Origin of the sequence: Streptomyces sp. NPDC046716, from assembly GCF_040645755.1 — a bacterium.
Lineage (GTDB): Bacteria > Actinomycetota > Actinomycetes > Streptomycetales > Streptomycetaceae > Streptomyces.
In genome coordinates this window covers 38,219-56,060 of sequence record NZ_JBEYYU010000058.1, presented here as the reverse complement: position 1 = coordinate 56,060, position 17,842 = coordinate 38,219, and the positions used below count along the sequence as shown (strand labels likewise).

The following is a 17,842-nucleotide window of genomic DNA, read 5'->3' as shown; positions in this document are numbered from 1 at the left end:
ATGGTACTGCAGGGGGGACCCTGTGGGAGAGTAGGACGCCGCCGAACAAATTTTGAGAAAACCCCCGTGCCATCGGCACGGGGGTTTTCTGCGTTATGCCGTCGTAGGGTCGTCGTATGCGCTACGAACTGGTCGTCTTCGACAACGACGGTGTCCTCGTCGACAGTGAGCCCCTTTCCAATACGCTGCTGGCCGGCTATCTCACCGAGCTCGGGCACCCGACCTCGTACGAGGACTCCCTGCGCGACTACATGGGCGCGGCCCTGCACCGCGTACACGATCTCGTCCATGAGCGGAGCGGGGAACGGCTGCCCGCGGATTTCGACGATGTCTTTCACGGGCGGGTGTTCGCCGCCTTCGAGCGGGAACTCCAGCCGGTGCCCGGGGTCGTGGACGTGCTGGAGAAGCTGAGCGCCGACGGAGTGCCGTACTGCGTGGCGTCGTCGGGGAGTCATGAGCGGATTCGGGTCGGGCACCGGACCACCGGGCTCGACCGATGGTTCGGGGAAGGGCGGGTTTTCAGTTCCGAGGATGTCGGGCGGGGGAAGCCGGCGCCGGATCTGTTTCTCTACGCGGCCGAGCACATGGGGGTCGCCCCGGAGAAGTGCCTGGTGATCGAGGACAGCCCGCTCGGAGTGCAGGCGGCCGTCGCCGCCGGGATGGACGTGTACGGGTTCACCGCCATGACGCCGGCCGAGAAGCTGAAGGACGCCGACGCGCTGTTCGGCGATATGCGTGAGTTGACCGGGCTCCTGGCCTGAACTCCCGGCGCTCCAAGGGAATTGGGTGCTTGATCTATCTACCCAGCGGTAGGCCGGGCGCATACGCTGAGCCGCCATGACCGATGGGAACGCAGGCATAACAGGCGCGATGCGATGGGGCCGAAGAGCGCTCGGATTCAGCTTCTTCGCCCAGGGGGCGGCGTTCGCGCTGCTGGTGACCCGGATTCCCGCCATTCAGGACCAGTACGGGATTTCCGACGGGCTGCTTCCCGTCTTTCTCGCCGCCGTGCCGATCCTCGCCGGTGTCAGCAGCGTCGGCACCGAGCAACTCGTGAAGCGGGTCCGGCCCAGCCGGGTGCTGCGGTGGGCGCAGCCCGTGGTGCTGCTTGCCCTGCTCGGCGTCGGGGCCGGGGACACCATGGTGGAGGTCGCCGTGGCCCTCGGCGCGTTCGGCCTGGCCGTGGGCGCGCTCGACGCCTCGATGAACATGCTCGGCGTCAGCCTGCAACGCGCGTACGGGCGCAGCATCATGCTCGGGTTCCACGCCGCGTACAGCCTGGGCGGCATCGTCGGGGCGTCGCTCGCGTGGGCCGGGGCGCACTGGGACCTGACGCTGTTCGTGTCCTACCTGCCGGTCGCCGCGGTGCTGCTGCCGCTCTGCCTCGTCGCCAGTCGGTGGTACGTGGACGCCCGCGTCGGCGCCGTGGAGGACCAGGCCGAGCAGGGGCAGGGCGGCGGGATCGTCTTCAAGATGCTGCTGCCGCTGTGCCTGGTCATGGCGTTCGCGTACATCGGGGACTCGACCGTCTCCAACTGGAGCGCGAAGTACCTGCAGGACGTGCTGGGGAGCTCGGAGCAGCTGTCCACGGTCCCGTACAACGTCTACATGGTGATGACCCTCGTGGGGCGTGCCGTGGGTGATGTGGGCGTGCGGCGCTTCGGGCCCGTGACGGTGGTCCGGGCGGGGACCGTGATCGCGGCCGCCGGGTTCGGTGTGGTGGCCGTGGCGCCCGGGGCGTGGGTCGGGATGCTCGGGTTCACGCTGCTCGGGCTCGGACTGTGTGTGATCGTGCCGCAGACCTTCGCGGCGGCCGGGCGGCTGTTCCCCGGGGCCTCCGACGCCGCTGTCGCGCGGCTCAATATCTTCAACTACGTTGGTTTTCTGGTGGGTTCGCCGCTCGTGGGTGCTTTGGGTGATGCGTGGAGCTATCGCGGGGCGATGCTCGTGCCGATGGCGTTGGTGCTGGTGACGCTGGTGTACGCCCCTTCGTTCGGGAAGGGCGGCGACCGATACGGTGGCGGGCATGAGCGGCCGCGTGCAGTTGATGTGGGACCCAGCGGTAGCGGGGTATGACTTCGGGCCCGGACATCCGATGGACCCCGTCCGGCTTGAGCTGACCCGGAGCCTGGTGGGGGCCTTCGGGCTCGACCGGGCGAAGGACGTCGAGGTCGTGGCCGCGGCCCGGGCCGGTGAGTCCACGCTTCAGCTCGTGCACCGCGAGGACTACGTGGAAGCGGTCAAGGCAGCCTCCCTGGATCCGGCCGGCGCCGATCCCGCGTACGGACTCGGGACGACCGACGACCCGGCGTTCGCCGGGATGCACGAGGTGTCCGCGCTGATCGCCGGGCAGTCGGTGGGTGCCGCGGAGGCCGTGTGGCGCGGGGAGGCCCTGCACGGGGTGAACTTCACCGGCGGGCTGCACCACGCCATGCCGGGTGCCGCGGCCGGGTTCTGTGTGTACAACGACGCGGCGCTGGCCATCGCGCGGCTCCTGGAGCTGGGCGTCGAGCGCGTCGCGTACGTCGATGTGGACGTGCACCACGGGGACGGGGTCCAGGCCGCTTTCTGGGAGGACCCGCGCGTCCTGACCGTCTCGCTGCACGAGCATCCCCGGACGCTGTTCCCGCAGACCGGGTGGCCCGAGGAGACCGGGGCCGACGGGGCCGCCGAAGGCTCCGCGGTGAATGTCGCGCTGCCCGCCGGGACCGGGGACGCCGGCTGGCTGCGGGCGTTCCACGCCGTGGTGCCGGAACTGCTCGCGGAGTTCCGGCCGCAGGTACTGGTCAGCCAGCACGGGGCCGACACGCACTTCGAGGATCCGCTCGCGCATCTCGCGGTGTCGCTCGACGCGCAGCGGGCGGTGCAGGTCGCCTGTCATGAGCTGGCGCACACGTACGCCGACGGGAAGTGGGTCGCCCTCGGGGGTGGCGGGTACGCCGTCGTCGATGTCGTGCCGCGGTCCTGGACGCATCTCGTGGCCGTCGCGGCCGGGCGGGACATCGACGCCGAGACCGTGATTCCCGAGTCGTGGCGGCAGGAAGTCTTCGCTCGTACGCGGCAGTTGGCGCCCGCGCGGATGACCGATGGGCGGTGGCCCGTGGTGTTCCGGGGGTGGGAAGAGGGGTACGACCCCGCCGATCGGCTGGATCAGGCGATCTTGGCTACGCGGAAGGCTGCGTTCCCGCTGCGGGGGCTGTTGGCCTAGCGGGGCTGTGGCGGGGGCCGGACGGGCGCCTGCCCGGCGCTGGGGTGCCGCCTTGCCCACCCTGCCGCCCCTGGCGGCAGATTGCCCAAGGCGGCGGGGCGGCGGGGGGCGCGGCGGATTGCCCAAGGCTGGGTTACTCCGACCGTGGGGTGTTTTGGGGGTTCGGGGGGTGCTTGGGCGGTCAATGGGCCAGCATCGCAAAGGTGTTGAGCACCGGCGCCCTGCGTGCGCATCTGTTGGCGGCTCGGCTTGCCGGGCCCGTGGCGACCTCCCGTGAGGAGAGTCTGCGCAGTTACCGGCTCTTCGAGGCGCGGGACCCGCGTGTCCTGCTCGGGCTCGATCCCGAATGGGCCTGGGGGCAGCGGGATCTGCTCGCCCTCATGGCCGACAAGTGCGGGGTCTCGCCGGATCCGGGGCACACCTCGGGGTACGACGTCATCGATCCGGAACGTACGCTGGCGGCTCTGGACGCCTTCGGCGACCGCCTCGGAAGGGCCGCCGACGCCCGGACTCCCGTGCTCATCGGGACGGGACATCCGCACCGGCTGCTCGGCTTCTACGCCTCGTTGGCGGGCGCCCTGTCGGCGGCGGGCTGTCCCGTCCTCACCCCCGCGCAGGGTCTCAGTGTCGACATAACGACCCGGTTCGGTCTACGCACGTACAACCTTGACTACGTACGAGGTGTCGCGCTGGTGCGGGAACCGGACGCGTGGCCGCCCGGAAGTGAGACCGGCGCGCACACGCACTCCCCCCTCCCGGTTCGTACCGCTCTGACCGTTCTCGCGGACGCCGGTGAACCGCTTCCCGGGCTTGTCGTGGGAGACCACGGATGGGTCTGCGGTGCAGGTCAGTTGGGGTTCGACGCCATCGGCCTGGCCGATACGGATGATCCGGCCCTGTTCGTCGGTGAGGCCGAGGGGCAGGTGTCCGTCGTCGTTCCGCTTGATGACGCTGTGCGGTCTGATTACTACCGACCGCTTACTCGCTATGTACTCAATCGAGCGTGTCTGTCACAGTAGGCGGCCGATCGCTGCTCCTCTTCCCCACTCGCACCACACGCCCCTACATTGGGGAGTGAGCACGCAACGACGTTGAGTCACCGGAAGGGGAAGCCGGTGGCCGTCGAGTGCGGAAGGTTCAGGTGTGACATGGCTGCTGGTGAGAGTAGGCCTCTGAACGAGGTGCAGTTCCTGACCGTGGCGGAAGTCGCCTCGGTCATGCGAGTGTCCAAGATGACCGTGTACCGGCTGGTGCACAGCGGTCATCTGCCCGCGATCCGGGTCGGGCGGAGTTTCCGCGTCCCGGAGCAAGCGGTTCACGAGTACCTCCGCGAGTCCTATGTGGGGGTGGATGCGGGCTGATCCGCAGCCGGCGAAGCCCTCGATTTCTGGCTCGGCACTCGGGCGGGGTAGGCTGGCCCCCCGTAGGTCGTGTGGGCCCCAATGCAGCCCCGCACCGAGTGATGGTCCCCGCGTTGCGGGGCTTGTCCGAGAAGTGAGCGAGGGTAGTCGTGGGCTCTGTTATCAAGAAGCGCCGTAAGCGGATGGCGAAGAAGAAGCACCGCAAGCTGCTGAAGCGCACCCGCGTGCAGCGTCGCAACAAGAAGTAAGCGACCGCTGCGTCAAGCGCGTCATCTGTGGCCCTTTCACCGTTCGGTGGGAGGGCCACAGTGCGTTGGCCGACGGTGATCGGGGTGCGTCGGCCGCCCCGGCGATGTACGTGCGGCTGTGGCTGTCGTCACTTCATGCATCGTCCGGTCATCACAGCGCAACATCGAACCGCTAACGTGAGGCGCGAGCAGTGATTGCGGAGCGCGGCGGGGCTGCGACGGAAGGTAGGCGCTGATCTTGGGCAAGGTCGTGCTCGTGACCGGGGCGGCCCGGCAGCTGGGGGGCCGGTTCGTGCGGCGCATCCAGCGGGACCCCGAAGTGGACCGGGTCATCGCGGTGGACGCCGTGGCGCCCGCGCACCATCTGGGCGGAGCGGAGTTCCTCCAGGCCGACATCCGGCAGCCGGCGATCGGGCGGGTGCTCGCCGAGCACTCCGTGGACACCGTCGTGCACATGGACGTCACCGGGACCCCGCTGGCCAGCGGCGGCCGCGGCTCGGTCAAGGAGACCAACGTCATCGGCACGATGCAGCTGCTCGGCGCCTGCCAGAAGGCGCCCAGTGTGAAGCGGCTCGTGGTGAAGTCCAGTACGAACGTGTACGGGTCCGCGCCGCGCGACCCGGCCGTCTTCACCGAGACGACGCCACCCAAGTCGCTGCCGAGCGGCGGGTTCGCCAAGGACACCGTCGAGGTCGAGGGATATGTGCGCGGGTTCGCCCGGCGCCGTCCCGATGTCGCCGTGTGCGTGCTCCGGTTCGCCAACATCCTCGGCCCGACCGCCGATTCACCGCTCGCCCAGTACTTCGCGCTGCCCGTCCTGCCGACCGTGTTCGGCTACGACCCGCGGCTGCAGTTCGTGCACGAGGACGATGTCATCGAGGTGCTGCGCATCGCCTCGCACGAGCCGCGGCGCGCCACCCTGAACAGCGGGACCTTCAACATCGCCGGGGACGGGGTGCTGCTGCTCTCGCAGTGTTCGCGCCGTCTCGGCCGGCCGACCGTGCCCGTCCTGCTGCCGGCGGTCACGTGGGTGGGCGGCGCGCTGCGTACGCTGGGTGCCACGGACTTCTCGCCCGAGCAGATCCGGTTGCTCACGCACGGGCGGGTGGTGTCGACGGCCCAGATGCGCGACACCCTGGGGTTCCGGCCCATGTACTCGACCGCGGAGACCTTCGCGGACTTCGTACGCGGCCGGGGACCGGGACTGCTGCCACCCCAGGCCCTGGCGTCAGCCGTGGACAGGGTGGCGGCGCTGCCCTTCCTGGGCGGTGCGCGTACTCCGAGCCGGCCCCCGACGCAGAGCGCCAACTGAGGAGCGCATCAACGATGGCGGATGCCAAGGTCATTCCGTTCGACGACGACAGGTCGCGGGGGGCGACCGGCAAGGCTGCCGCACGCCGCAGGGGGCCCGGCGGCCGGCGCAGGGGCGAGCCCGTGGCCGTACGCGAGATGGCGGCCGTGCCCGTGCAGGAGCAGCAGTCGTCGCCCGACACCGAGCCCGGACCAGGTGCAAGCCCGGCCCCGGAGCCGGAGGCGGCCCGGGAGCAGCGGGGCGGCTGGGACCGGAAGATCGCGGGCGGGCTCGCCTTTCTGCGGCGCCGCATCACCGGTGATTACGACGTCGACGAGTTCGGCTACGACAAGGAACTCACCGACCAGGTCCTGATGTCGCTGCTGCGGCCGATCGCGGAGAAGTACTTCCGGGTCGAGGTGAAGGGCATCGAGAACATCCCGTCCGAGGGCGGGGCGCTGATCGTCTCCAACCATTCGGGGACGCTGCCGCTGGACGGCCTGATGATGCAGGTCGCCGTGCACGACAACCATCCCGAGGGACGCCATCTGCGGCTGCTCGCGGCCGACCTGGTCTTCATGCTGCCGGTCGTCAACGAGCTGGCCCGCAAGGCCGGTCACACCCTGGCCTGCGCGGAGGACGCGCAGCGTCTGCTGGAGGGCGGGGAGCTGGTCGGCGTCATGCCGGAGGGCTTCAAGGGCATCGGCAAGCCGTTCAGCGAGCGGTACAAGCTCCAGCGGTTCGGCCGCGGCGGCTTCGTCTCGACCGCGTTGCGCGCCGGGACGCCGATCGTGCCGTGCTCGATCGTCGGCGCGGAGGAGATCTATCCGATGGTCGGCAACGCCAAGACCTTGGCCCGGGTGCTGGGGTTCCCGTACTTCCCGATCACGCCGACGTTTCCGTGGCTGGGGCCGTTGGGTGCGGTGCCGTTGCCGACGAAGTGGACGATCCAGTTCGGGGAGCCGATCCCGACGGACGGGTATCCGCCGGAGGCGGCCGAGGACCCGATGCTGATGTTCAACCTGACCGACCAGGTACGCGAGCAGATCCAGCACACGCTGTACAAGTTGCTTGTGCAGCGGCGGTCGGTGTTCTTCTGACGGTGCCGGGTGCCGGGTGCCGGGTGCGGGTGGCCGGCGGACGGAGTCCGACGCAGCTGTCCGAAGCCCGCGGAGCGGTGCGAGGGCGGCAGACGGAGGGGCAAGTTGCTGGTGCAGCGGCGGTCGGTGTTCTTCTGATGGGTTTGTGGGCGGGTTTTTGAGTGTGCATGCGTCAGGGCCCGGGGTGGTGTGCCCCGGGCCCTGATGGCTTGCTGTCAGCCGGCGTCCTCGCTGTCGATGCCGAGGCCCGGCAGCAGGCCCGGCAGGAGCGGGGGCAGGGTCACGTCCGGCTTGGCCGGGCCCGTGGTGCCGTCGCCGGACTTGCCGTCGGACGGGGTCGGTGTCGACTCGTCCTTCGGGGGGTCGAGCAGGCCGCCCGTGGTCTCGCCGAGCAGTCCGTCGTCCTTGCCGCTGCTGGAGCTGGACGGCTTGGGCTTGGCCGAGGACGAGTGCCGGTCGTGGCCGGTGGTGCCGGACGGGGCCGAGTGCTCGGTGCCGGGGGTGTCCGTGGCGGTGCCGCCGCCCTGGTCCGCGCCGCCCTTGCTGCCCTGACCGGGAGCCTGGGGCAACAGTGAGCGCAGCGGACCGACCTCTTCGTCTATGGCGGCGAAGATCGAGCTGACCTGGTCGCGGACGTCGCCGAGCTGGACCGGCAGCTTGTCGCTCAGGGCGGACCAGCTCTTGCGGTGCGACTCGGCGAAGGCGGAGAGGGCCTGGATCGGTCCGAGGGAGCCGTCCCGCTTGTAGGCCGCGCTGAGCAGCTTGTGGCCCTCCGACGCGTCGTACTGCATGCCCGACAGGGCACGGCGGACCTCGCCGACGGACTCGTGGTCGAGGTGTCCGGTGCGGCCGCGGTCCATCAGCCGGCGGGCCTCGTTCAGCCGCGTCGACGCCTGGTCCAGATAGATCTGGCCGCGGTCGGAATCACCGTCGGCCATGCCCAGCTTGAGATCCTCCATGCCCCGCTTGAGGCCGTAGAGATGATCACCGGGCAGTGCGCTCGAACTCGCGGCCGCCACGCCGCCGAACGCGCCCGCGGCCACGCCGACGGTGAGTCCGCCCGCGGCGATGCCCTTGGTCAGGCGGGAGCGGGGCCGCAGCTTCCGCAACGGACTGGCGCGGTGTGCGCCCTTGGCCTTCGCCGAACGCTGTTCCGGTACGGCCGGGCCTGGCGCGCCCTCCGCGAACATGGCCTCCATGGCGGCAACGAGCTGGGCTCGCTGCACCACCTTGACCTCGGGATCGAGCTCCGGTTTCGGCAGTTCGCCGAGGCCTTCGGTCAGGGTCAGAAGTCTGCCCTGCTCGGACTGCTCGGACGGGGCGGCCGGTTCTTCCGGCTGCTGCGCCATCGCGTCCTGGGCGGACTCGTCCTCCAGGGCCTGGGCGAAGGCGTTCGCCCGCCGGTGTGCCGAGACATGTGCGATCACTGGCGGCACCTCCTCTCGTCATGACGGTCGACTCCCCAGGTGATCCTGGGGTTGCACACCGGAAGAGTTTGCACACGATCGAGTGAGTGAAACCGGTCCGGATGTGACCACAGGGAGCCTGCATCCCGCACAACGATCGGCGCGGCACTTGGGTTACGGACCGACGGATGATCCGACCGCGATCGCATCTCTCCCTCACAGAAGGTGAGTTGGAGGATGCCCACCGTGACGGTCGGTCAGCGTGCGTCGTCCGGGAGCAGCCGGGCGAGGGTGCGGACGGCCCGGTACTGGAGGGTCTTGATCGCACCCTCGTTCTTCCCCATGACGCGGGCGGTCTCGGCGACGGACAGCCCCTGGAGGAAGCGCAGGGTCACGCACTCCTGCTGCTGCGGGTTCAGCCGGCGCACGGCATCGAGGAGTGCCGCGTTCGAGAGGGACTCCAGGACCGAGTCCTCGGGGGAGCGCTCCACCTCATTGGCGTCGAGCATCTCGCCGGTGGTGACCTCGAGGCGGAAGCGGCTGGACTTGAAGTGGTCGGCCACGAGATTGCGGGCGATCGTGACGAGCCAGGCGCCGAAGTCGCGGCCCTGCCAGGTGAAGGTGCCGATCCGGCGCAGGGCGCGCAGGAAGGTCTCACTGGTGAGGTCCTCGGCCGTGGCCTTCCCGCCCACGCGGTAATAGATGTACCGGTACACGGTGTCGCTGTACTGGTCGTAGAGGCGGCCGAACGCGTCGGCCTCCCCGCCCTGGGCGCGCTCGACCAGGTCCATCATGCGCGCGCTGTCGCTGTCCGCTGCGGGACGGCGGGCGGTGGAAGTGCCGGACGTGCCGGCGGCGCCGGAGCGCGCGCGTCTGCCCGCCGTGGCCGCGCCGCTGTCGGCCATGGCGAAGCAGGGGCGTGCGGGCGCAGGGACGGCGAGGGCGGGGACGGCGTACGCGGTGGGGACGAAGCCGCGCAGACGGTCGACGACCGTTGCGCGCAGCGTAGCCAGGCCCGAGGCGTCAACCCCGACGTGTTGAAACACGGGACTCCCAGAGGCAGAGCTTCCATCACGTGCAGTGCCGGACTGTTCACTCGTCGTACTGGCGAGTGGGTGCCGGAATGCGTCTGAGGAGAATAACGCTTCGTGCAGGGAGCGCTACACCCAGTTGCTCAAATCATCGATTACGTCACTTCTGTAGCTGATCGACGATGGTTCGAGCACCAGAGAGTGACCACTTGTTGATCGGATTAGGTCATGTTCCGGCAGTGCTCGTGACGCGTTGTGGCCGAGTGGTACTCGCGCGACTGGCCGCGCCCGGCGCCGGGTAAGACGTTCGGAATGCGCTCCGGGGGAGGGTCAGCGGCGGCGGCGCTGCAGGGCGATGACGGCCGCCGTGCCGCCCGCGACGGCGCCCACGCCGGCCGCCGCCGGGATGCCGACCTTGGCCGCCTTGCGGCCGGTGCGGTAGTCGCGCAGCCGCCAGTCCCGCTCCTTGGCGTAGGTGCGGAGCTTGGCGTCCGGGTTGATCGCGTACGGGTGCCCGACGAGGGAGAGCATCGGGATGTCGTTGTGGGAGTCGCTGTAGGCGGCGCAGCGGCCCAGCTCCAGGCCCTCGGCGGCGGCCAGCGCGCGGACTGCCTCGGCCTTGGCGGGGCCGTGCAGCGGCTCACCGACGAGCCGGCCCGTGTAGACCCCGCCGATCGACTCGGCGACCGTGCCGAGGGCGCCGGTCAGGCCCAGGCGGCGGGCGATCACCGTGGCGATCTCCACCGGGGCGGCCGTGACCAGCCACACCTTCTGTCCGGCGTCCAGGTGGGCCTGGGCGAGGGCGCGGGTGCCGGGCCAGATGCGCTCGGCCATGTACTCGTCGTAGATCTCCTCGCCGATGGACATCAGCTCGGAGACCCGGTGGCCCTTGACGATGGACAGGGCGCTGTTCTGCGCGTCCTGCATGTGCTCGGGATCCTCGATCCCGGCGATCCGGAACCACGCCTGCTGCCAGGCGAACCGGGTCAGCTCGCGGCGCTGGAAGAACTTCCGCTTGTACAGGCCGCGACCGAAGTGGAAGATCGCGGCGCCCTGCATCACGGTGTTGTCCAGGTCGAAGAAGGCCGCGGCCTTGTCGTCGCCGACGACGGGGAAGTCGGGTGCGGGGTCCTGGCCCTGTCCGTCTTCGCCCGGCGGTGCCTGATCCCTCAGGTCGTCGGCGTCCTCCAGTTCGAGGGAGGACTTGCGCGCGGCCTCCGCCGAAGCCTCGCCTGCCAGCACGCTCCGCGCGGTGGCGGAGCGCCTACGGGGTGTGAGCCATCCGAGAGCGGCCATGCCGTGAGCATAGCCAGTTTGTTCGGTGGTTCCGGAGTCGAGCGGATTTCGGGAAGCTGTCGCTCTGTGAAATCCAGGCGTCGTGAGGGGCTCGGAGGTGGGGCCAGAATGGCCGGTATGAGTCCCCTCTTTCGCCGGAGCGAGAAGAAGAATCCAGCCGACCGGGTGGTCACGCTGATCGGGAAGCCCGGGTGTCATCTGTGCGACGACGCACAGGAGGTGATCGAGAAGGTGTGTGCCGAGGTCGGTGCGTCCTGGGAGCGGAAGGACATCACCGAGGACGCGGAACTGCACCGCTTGTACTGGGAGCAGATTCCGGTCGTCCTGGTGGACGGGGCGCAGCACGACTTCTGGCGCGTGCAGGAGGAGCGGCTGCGGCGGGCGCTCACGGGATGAGGGGGTGCACAGCCGTCGCACACGTCACTGACCGACGAGTCCAAACAAGCCCGAATGTCGCTTAGGATCGAGGGCGGTTTTGGTCTCGGGGGCGTGGATCTTAAGGAGTGTGTGCGGTTTTGCCCCCCACAGGTGAGCAACGAAGCTGCCTGCGCGCCGGTTCCACCAGAGCGCGCGGGGGGCGCGTGACCCCGGTCACGTTGGCCGGGCAAATCGGACACCATCTTTGTGCACGCGTTCACAAAGACATAGCCTGCATTCGACGGGGCGGTCTGGAAACGAACGGCCGCCTTCAGCCCCGCTCTACCCGCAGGAGCACCGTGGCAACTGGCCGAACTCACCGACCGGCGACCCGCAGCCGAGGAATTCCCGAGGCCACCGTCGCCAGGCTTCCGCTGTACCTCCGCGCGCTGACCGCACTGTCGGAGCGCTCGGTACCCACGGTCTCCTCCGAGGAGCTCGCGGCCGCGGCGGGGGTCAACTCCGCGAAGCTGCGCAAGGATTTCTCGTACCTCGGTTCGTACGGGACCCGTGGCGTCGGCTACGACGTCGAGTATCTCGTCTACCAGATCTCGCGCGAGCTGGGCCTCACCCAGGACTGGCCGGTTGTGATCGTCGGTATCGGTAACCTCGGTGCGGCGCTGGCCAATTACGGCGGGTTCGCCTCCCGTGGCTTCCGGGTCGCCGCGCTGATAGACGCCGACCCCGCGATGGCCGGCAAGCCGGTCGCCGGGATGGCCGTGCGGCACACCGACGAGCTCGAGAAGATCATCGACGACAACGGCGTCTCCATCGGGGTCATCGCGACCCCGGCCGGTGCCGCGCAGCAGGTCTGCGACCGGCTCGTCGCCGCCGGCGTCACCTCCATCCTGAACTTCGCGCCCACCGTGCTGTCCGTCCCGGACGGGGTCGACGTGCGCAAGGTCGACCTCTCCATCGAGCTCCAGATCCTCGCCTTCCACGAGCAGCGCAAGGCCGGCGAGGGCGCGCTCGACGGGGAGAGCCCCGCCGAGGGCGGTGTCGGGGTCGAGGGCCCGGCCGCCAAGGTCACCAAGCCCGCCGCGCAGAGCGCGGAGAAGAACCGCAAGGGACCCGACGGGGACGTGCCCGCCGTGATGCCGGCATGAGCCTCCTCGTCGTCGGGCTGAGCCACCGCAGCGCCCCGGTCAGCGTCCTGGAGCGGGCCGCGCTGCACGTGGACACCCAGGCCAAGCTGGTCCAGGACACCCTCGCCGCCGAGCCGGCCGCCGAGGCCGCGGTGCTCGCCACCTGCAACCGCATCGAGCTGTACGCGGACGTGGACAAGTTCCACGCAGGTGTCGCCGAGCTGTCGACGCTGCTCGCGCAGCACAGCGGTGTGGGGCTCGAGGAGCTCACCCCCTACCTGTACGTGCACTACGAGGACCGGGCGGTGCACCACCTGTTCTCGGTGGCGTGCGGGCTCGACTCGATGGTCGTGGGCGAGGGCCAGATCCTCGGCCAGATCAAGGACACCCTGGCGCGCGCCCAGGAGCTGCACTCCGCGGGCAAGCTCCTCAACGATCTCTTCCAGCAGGCGCTGCGCGTCGGCAAGCGGGCCCACTCCGAGACCGGCATCGACCGCGCCGGTCAGTCGCTCGTCACCTTCGGCCTCGAACAGCTCGCCCTGGCACAGCCGGTGGAGGCCTGGGCGGCCGGGAAGCGCGCCCTGGTCATCGGCGCCGGATCGATGTCGTCGCTGGCCGCCGCCACGCTCGCGCGGGCCGGGGTCGCCGAGGTCGTCGTCGCCAACCGCACCGCCGAGCGGGCCGAGCGGCTGGTCGAGATCTTGCGCGAAGGCGGTGCGGCCGCCCGGGCCGTCGCGATGGACGCCGTGGCGGACGAACTGACACGTGCCGACGTCGCCATCTCCTGCACCGGCGCCACCGGCCTGGTGCTGACCGCCGACGCGGTGCGCGCGGCCGTCGCCGGGCGCACCCCCACCGCGGGCGCCGACGTGCCCGCCCCCACGACGTCCGGCAGCGGCAGGACCGCCACCGACGCCTGTCCGGTCGAGGTGGTGCGCGGCGGGTTCTCCGTCGAGGGCGAGGCCGCCGTCGCCGGGTTCGACGCCGCCGAGCTGGAGCAGCACGGCGCCTGGGTGGACAACGCTCCGGGCCGCCGGGCGCAGGCCCCCGAGGCCTCGGAGGCGGACGCCATCGCGGCGCTGGCCGCCGTCGGCCGCGTACCGGAGATGCGCCGCGAGCGGGCTCCCGAGCCCGTGCGCGATGTCGCGCTGGCCCTGCTCGACCTCGCGATGCCGCGGGACATCGACGCGGCCGCGCACCGGATCGACGGGGTCCGCCTCGTCGACATCGAGTCGCTCGCCGACGCCTCCGCCGACGCCCCGATGGCGGCCGACGTGGACCAGGTGCGGTCGCTGGTGGCCGAGGAGGTCACCGCGTTCGGCGCGGCGCAGCGGGCGGCGACCATCACGCCGACCGTCGTCGCGCTGCGCACGATGGCCGCGGACGTGGTCGCCGGTGAGATCGCGCGGCTCGACGGACGGCTGCCCGGGCTCGACGGCAAGGAGCGCGCGGAGATCATCCAGACCGTGCGGCGCGTGGTGGACAAACTCCTCCACGCACCGACCGTGCGGGTCAAGCAGCTCGCGGCCGAGCCCGGTGGCGCCGGGTACGCGGACGCGCTGCGCACCCTTTTCGACCTGGACCAGGAGACGGTCGACTCCGTCTCCCGGGCAATCCCCCAAGACCGTGAATCCGCTACCGGCACGGCAGGCAAGAATCGAGGCCCGGCATGACCGCCGAGAGAGCACTGCGGCTGGGCACCCGGCGCAGCAAGCTCGCCATGTCCCAGTCGGGGCATGTAGCCGAAGCCGTACGGCAGTTGACCGGCCGCGAGGTCGAGCTGGTCGAGATCACGACGTACGGCGACACGTCCCGTGAGCACCTCGCGCAGATCGGCGGCACCGGCGTCTTCGTGACGGCGCTGCGCGACGCGCTGGAGCGCGGCGAGGTCGACTTCGCCGTGCACTCGCTCAAGGATCTGCCGACCGCGCAGCCCGAGGGGCTCGTGCTGGCGGCGCTGCCGCTGCGCGAGGACCCGCGCGACGTGCTCATAGCCCGCGACGGCCTGACGTTCACCGAGCTGCCGGCCGGTGCGCGGGTGGGTACCGGTTCGCCGCGCCGGATGGCGCAGCTGAACGCGTACGCCCGCAGCCACGGCATGCGGATCGAGACCGTGCCGATCCGCGGGAACATCGACACCCGCATCGGTTACGTAGAGAAGGGTGAGCTGGACGCCGTCGTGCTGGCGGCCGCCGGGCTCAACCGCATCGGTCGGAGCGCGGAGGTCAGCGACTTCCTCTCCACCGACATCGTCCTGCCCGCCCCCGGCCAGGGGGCTCTGGCAGTCGAGTGCACCGCGACCAACGGTGAACTCGTCGCCGCGCTCGGAGAACTCGACGACCCGTTCACCCGGGCCGCCGTGACCGCCGAGCGGTCCCTGCTCGCCGCCCTGGAGGCCGGCTGCAGCGCACCTGTGGGTGCGCTGGCCGACCTGCTGGCCGACGGGCAGATTGCCAAGGAAATGCGCCTGCGCGGCGTCGTCGGCACCACCGACGGCTCCGAGCTGGTGCAGCTGACCACCACCGGTCCCGTGCCCTCGTCGGAGGACGAGGCGCTGGCTCTCGGGCGGGAACTCGCCGCCGAGATGCTGGCCAAGGGTGCGGCCGGTCTGATGGGGGAGCGAGCACTTTGAGCCCCACCACCGCATCAACGACCGCCTGTACACCTGGGCACGTCACCTTCCTGGGTGCCGGTCCCGGTGATCCAGGACTGCTGACCCTACGGGCCGTGGAAGCCCTGACCCGAGCGGATGTGCTGATCGCCGAGCCCGAAGTGCTCGACGTCGTGCGCACGCATGCCAGGGCAGGCGTGACCGTCCTCGACGCCACGGGCGCGCAGGGGCAGACGGGGCTCGCTGACGAGGCGTCAACTGCCGTCGCGGTCCCGGCTCTGAGGGACTGGGCCAATCTTGTCATGGAGGCCGCGCGGGGCGGCAAGCGGGTCGTGCGTGCGGTCACGGGGGACCCCGGGCTCGACACGTACGCGGCCGAGGAGATGCTCGCGTGCGCCGCGCAGGGCATCGGCTTCGAGGTCGTCCCGGGCATCGCCGCGGCCGTGGGCGTGCCCGCGTACGCCGGTGTGCCGCTGCGGGACGCCGAGGGCACCGACGTGCGGTTCGTCGACGCCAGGACCGCCTCCGACCGCTGCTGGACCGAGGTCGGCGCGTCCGACTGCACGGTCGTCGTGTCGACGACGCTCGACTCCGTGGCCGCGGCCGCGGGTGAGCTGGTCGCCGCGGGCCGCAAGCCGGACACCCCGCTGTCGGTGACGGTCGCGGGCACGACGACGCGGCAGAAGACGTGGTCCGCCACGCTCGGCACCATCGCGCAGACCTTCAAGCAGGCCAAGGTGCTGCCGTCGCCGGAGGGCAACCGGCCGGTGATAGCCGTGGTCGGTGAGCGCAGCGCCACCGCCCAGCGCGACCAGCTGTCCTGGTTCGAGTCGAAGCCGCTGTTCGGCTGGCGGGTGCTCGTGCCCCGGACGAAGGAGCAGGCGGCGTCGCTCTCCGACCAGCTCCGCTCCTACGGCGCGGTGCCGCACGAGGTCCCGACGATCGCCGTCGAGCCGCCGCGCACCCCGCAGCAGATGGAGCGCGCGGTCAAGGGCCTGGTCACGGGCCGCTACGAGTGGATCGCCTTCACCTCGGTGAACGCGGTGAAGGCCGTCCGCGAGAAGTTCGAGGAGTACGGGCTCGACGCGCGGGCCTTCGCCGGGATCAAGGTCGCCGCGGTGGGCGAGCAGACGGCGAACGCGCTGATCGCGTTCGGCGTGAAGCCGGACCTGGTGCCGAGCGGTGAGCAGTCGGCCGCCGGTCTCCTGGAGGACTGGCCGCCGTACGACCCGGTCTTCGACCCGATCGACCGCGTCTTCCTGCCGCGCGCCGACATCGCGACCGAGACGCTGGTCGCCGGTCTCATCGAGCTGGGCTGGGAGGTCGACGACGTCACCGCGTACCGGACGGTGCGTGCCTCGCCGCCGCCCGCCGAGACGCGGGAGGCCATCAAGGGCGGTGGCTTCGACGCGGTGCTGTTCACGTCGTCGTCCACCGTGCGGAACCTGGTGGGCATCGCGGGCAAGCCGCACAACGTGACGGTCATCGCCTGCATCGGTCCGGCCACCGCCAAGACGGCCGAGGAGCACGGTCTGCGGGTGGACGTGATGGCTCCCGAGCCGTCCGTCACCAAGCTGGCCGCCGCGCTGGCCGACTTCGGCGCCCGGCGCCGGCTCGCCGCCATCGAGGCGGGCGATCCGGTGACGCGGCCGAGCGAGCGGCGGCCGGGGGCGCGCAGGCGGCGGGCCGCGCCGTAGGGCAGAGGTGAGGGGCGGGTGCCCGGTTTCGGCCGGGGGCTCGCCCCGCTTCGTTTTCATGAGTACGTGTTGGTACGTGTAGGTACGAGGTGACAGTGCAGTGACTCGGTACGGCTCTTTTCCCGGTTCCCGGCCCCGGCGGCTGCGGACGACCCCCGTCATGCGGCGCATGGTCGCCGAGACGCGGCTGCATCCGGCCGATCTGATCCTGCCCGCTTTCGTGCGCGAGGGGATCGACGCGCCGCAGGAGATCGGCTCGATGCCGGGTGTCTACCAGCACACCCGTGACTCCCTGAAGAAGGCGGCCGCCGAGGCCGTCGAGGCGGGCGTCTCCGCGATCATGCTGTTCGGTGTGCCGCTGGACGAGAAGAAGGACGCGGCGGGCACCGTGGGCACCGACGCCGACGGGATCCTCCAGGTCGCGCTGCGCGATGTGCGGGCCGAGGTGGGCGACGACCTCATCGTCATGTCCGACCTGTGCCTGGACGAGTTCACCGACCACGGGCACTGCGGCGTCCTCGACGAGCAGGGGCGCGTCGACAACGACGCCACCCTCGAGCGGTACGCCGAGATGGCGCAGGTGCAGGCCGACGCGGGCGCGCACGTGGTCGGCCCGAGCGGCATGATGGACGGTCAGATCGGCGTCATCCGCGATGCGTTGGACCAGATCGGGCGCGAGGACGTGGGCGTGCTCGCGTACTCGGTGAAGTACTCCTCGGCCTTCTTCGGCCCGTTCCGCGAGGCCGTGGCGTCGTCGCTCCGGGGCGACCGCAAGACGTACCAGCAGGACCCGGCCAACGCCCGGGAGTCGCTGCGGGAGTTGGCGCTCGACCTGGAGGAGGGCGCCGACATGGTGATGGTCAAGCCGGCCGGGCCCTACCTCGACATCCTCGCGAAGGTCGCGGAGGCGTCGGACGTGCCGGTCGCCGCGTACCAGATCAGCGGTGAGTACGCGATGATCGAGGCGGCGGCGCAGCGCGGCTGGATCGACCGGGACCAGGCGATCATGGAGTCGCTGACCGGGATCAAGCGGGCGGGCGCGAGCATGATTCTCACGTACTGGGCGACCGAGGTGGCGCGGAAGCTGTAGG

General features: G+C 70.6%; 17 protein-coding genes. 14 read left to right on the top strand and 3 right to left on the bottom strand.

All coding sequences use genetic code 11. The annotated features are described in order from the left end of the window. Positions 1–116 precede the first annotated feature (116 nt). The 8 genes from ABZ930_RS32765 (at position 117) to ABZ930_RS32730 (ending at position 7,208) form a co-directional block, all read left to right on the top strand. Positions 117–761, top strand: a complete 645-nt coding sequence (locus tag ABZ930_RS32765) for an HAD family hydrolase (RefSeq protein WP_361556018.1) — start codon at positions 117–119, stop codon at positions 759–761. Positions 762–858: 97 nt separating this feature from the next. Beyond that, the gene (locus ABZ930_RS32760; RefSeq protein ID WP_361556024.1) at positions 859–2,076 is read left to right on the top strand and encodes an MFS transporter; all 1,218 of its coding nucleotides are present in this window, start codon (positions 859–861) and stop codon (positions 2,074–2,076) included. Further along, positions 2,027–3,208, top strand: a complete 1,182-nt coding sequence (locus ABZ930_RS32755) for an acetoin utilization protein AcuC (RefSeq protein ID WP_361556015.1) — start codon at positions 2,027–2,029, stop codon at positions 3,206–3,208. The genes ABZ930_RS32760 and ABZ930_RS32755 overlap by 50 nt, the downstream gene beginning before the upstream one ends. A 203-nt stretch (positions 3,209–3,411) precedes the next feature. Then, entirely contained in the window at positions 3,412–4,227 is an 816-nt protein-coding gene (locus ABZ930_RS32750; RefSeq protein WP_361556012.1) for a phosphatase, read from the top strand. A gap of 129 nt (positions 4,228–4,356) precedes the next feature. Then, on the top strand, positions 4,357–4,569 hold the full coding sequence (locus ABZ930_RS32745) for a helix-turn-helix domain-containing protein (protein WP_158689180.1): 213 nt from the start codon (positions 4,357–4,359) through the stop codon (positions 4,567–4,569). A 149-nt stretch (positions 4,570–4,718) separates the two neighbouring features. Continuing rightward, positions 4,719–4,817, top strand: coding sequence for an AURKAIP1/COX24 domain-containing protein (locus ABZ930_RS32740; RefSeq protein ID WP_003948845.1), 99 nt, complete (start codon positions 4,719–4,721; stop codon positions 4,815–4,817). Between the two features lie 238 nt (positions 4,818–5,055). Then, a complete protein-coding gene (locus tag ABZ930_RS32735) occupies positions 5,056–6,129 on the top strand; it encodes an NAD-dependent epimerase/dehydratase family protein (protein WP_361556008.1) in 1,074 nt (357 codons plus the stop codon). A 14-nt stretch (positions 6,130–6,143) separates the two neighbouring features. Continuing rightward, positions 6,144–7,208 (top strand): lysophospholipid acyltransferase family protein, encoded by a 1,065-nt coding sequence (locus ABZ930_RS32730; protein WP_361556005.1) that lies wholly within the window; start codon positions 6,144–6,146, stop codon positions 7,206–7,208. 215 nt (positions 7,209–7,423) lie between these two features. Here the strand turns inward: ABZ930_RS32730 and ABZ930_RS32725 are convergent, their stop codons facing one another. The 3 genes from ABZ930_RS32725 to ABZ930_RS32715 form a co-directional block, all read right to left on the bottom strand. After that, a complete protein-coding gene (locus ABZ930_RS32725; RefSeq protein WP_361556002.1) occupies positions 7,424–8,635 on the bottom strand; it encodes a DUF5667 domain-containing protein in 1,212 nt (403 codons plus the stop codon). Positions 8,636–8,871: 236 nt separating this feature from the next. Beyond that, a complete protein-coding gene (locus ABZ930_RS32720) occupies positions 8,872–9,660 on the bottom strand; it encodes an ECF subfamily RNA polymerase sigma factor, BldN family (protein WP_361555999.1) in 789 nt (262 codons plus the stop codon). A 315-nt stretch (positions 9,661–9,975) separates the two neighbouring features. After that, positions 9,976–10,941: an HAD-IB family hydrolase gene (locus ABZ930_RS32715; RefSeq protein ID WP_361555996.1), complete on the bottom strand. Its 966-nt coding sequence runs from the start codon at positions 10,939–10,941 to the stop codon at positions 9,976–9,978. Positions 10,942–11,058: 117 nt separating this feature from the next. On the opposite strand from ABZ930_RS32715, the gene ABZ930_RS32710 reads away from it, so the two are divergent. From ABZ930_RS32710 to hemB, 6 genes are all read left to right on the top strand, one after another. Further along, entirely contained in the window at positions 11,059–11,337 is a 279-nt protein-coding gene (locus ABZ930_RS32710; protein WP_361555993.1) for a glutaredoxin family protein, read from the top strand. A 320-nt stretch (positions 11,338–11,657) separates the two neighbouring features. Beyond that, positions 11,658–12,464, top strand: a complete 807-nt coding sequence (locus ABZ930_RS32705; RefSeq protein WP_361555990.1) for a redox-sensing transcriptional repressor Rex — start codon at positions 11,658–11,660, stop codon at positions 12,462–12,464. Beyond that, entirely contained in the window at positions 12,461–14,116 is a 1,656-nt protein-coding gene (locus ABZ930_RS32700; protein ID WP_361555987.1) for a glutamyl-tRNA reductase, read from the top strand. The genes ABZ930_RS32705 and ABZ930_RS32700 overlap by 4 nt, the downstream gene beginning before the upstream one ends. Then, a complete protein-coding gene (gene hemC / locus ABZ930_RS32695; protein ID WP_361555984.1) occupies positions 14,113–15,075 on the top strand; it encodes a hydroxymethylbilane synthase in 963 nt (320 codons plus the stop codon). The genes ABZ930_RS32700 and hemC overlap by 4 nt, the downstream gene beginning before the upstream one ends. Further along, a complete protein-coding gene (locus ABZ930_RS32690; protein ID WP_361555981.1) occupies positions 15,072–16,751 on the top strand; it encodes a uroporphyrinogen-III synthase in 1,680 nt (559 codons plus the stop codon). Before hemC ends, ABZ930_RS32690 begins: the two co-directional genes overlap by 4 nt. A gap of 100 nt (positions 16,752–16,851) precedes the next feature. Then, positions 16,852–17,841 (top strand): porphobilinogen synthase, encoded by a 990-nt coding sequence (hemB, locus tag ABZ930_RS32685; RefSeq protein WP_361555978.1) that lies wholly within the window; start codon positions 16,852–16,854, stop codon positions 17,839–17,841. Position 17,842: the final 1 nt, after the last annotated feature.

Excerpts from the sequence above, each read along its gene's own strand:
- ABZ930_RS32730 (WP_361556005.1), top strand. The coding sequence starts at position 6,144 with ATGGCGGATGCCAAGGTCATTCCGTTCGACGACGACAGGTCGCGGGGG.
- ABZ930_RS32745 (WP_158689180.1), top strand. The coding sequence starts at position 4,357 with ATGGCTGCTGGTGAGAGTAGGCCTCTGAACGAGGTGCAGTTCCTGACC.
- ABZ930_RS32765 (WP_361556018.1), top strand. The coding sequence starts at position 117 with ATGCGCTACGAACTGGTCGTCTTCGACAACGACGGTGTCCTCGTCGAC.
- hemC (WP_361555984.1), top strand. The coding sequence starts at position 14,113 with ATGACCGCCGAGAGAGCACTGCGGCTGGGCACCCGGCGCAGCAAGCTC.
- ABZ930_RS32700 (WP_361555987.1), top strand. The coding sequence starts at position 12,461 with ATGAGCCTCCTCGTCGTCGGGCTGAGCCACCGCAGCGCCCCGGTCAGC.
- ABZ930_RS32715 (WP_361555996.1), bottom strand. The coding sequence starts at position 10,941 with ATGGCCGCTCTCGGATGGCTCACACCCCGTAGGCGCTCCGCCACCGCG.
- ABZ930_RS32755 (WP_361556015.1), top strand. The coding sequence starts at position 2,027 with ATGAGCGGCCGCGTGCAGTTGATGTGGGACCCAGCGGTAGCGGGGTAT.
- ABZ930_RS32710 (WP_361555993.1), top strand. The coding sequence starts at position 11,059 with ATGAGTCCCCTCTTTCGCCGGAGCGAGAAGAAGAATCCAGCCGACCGG.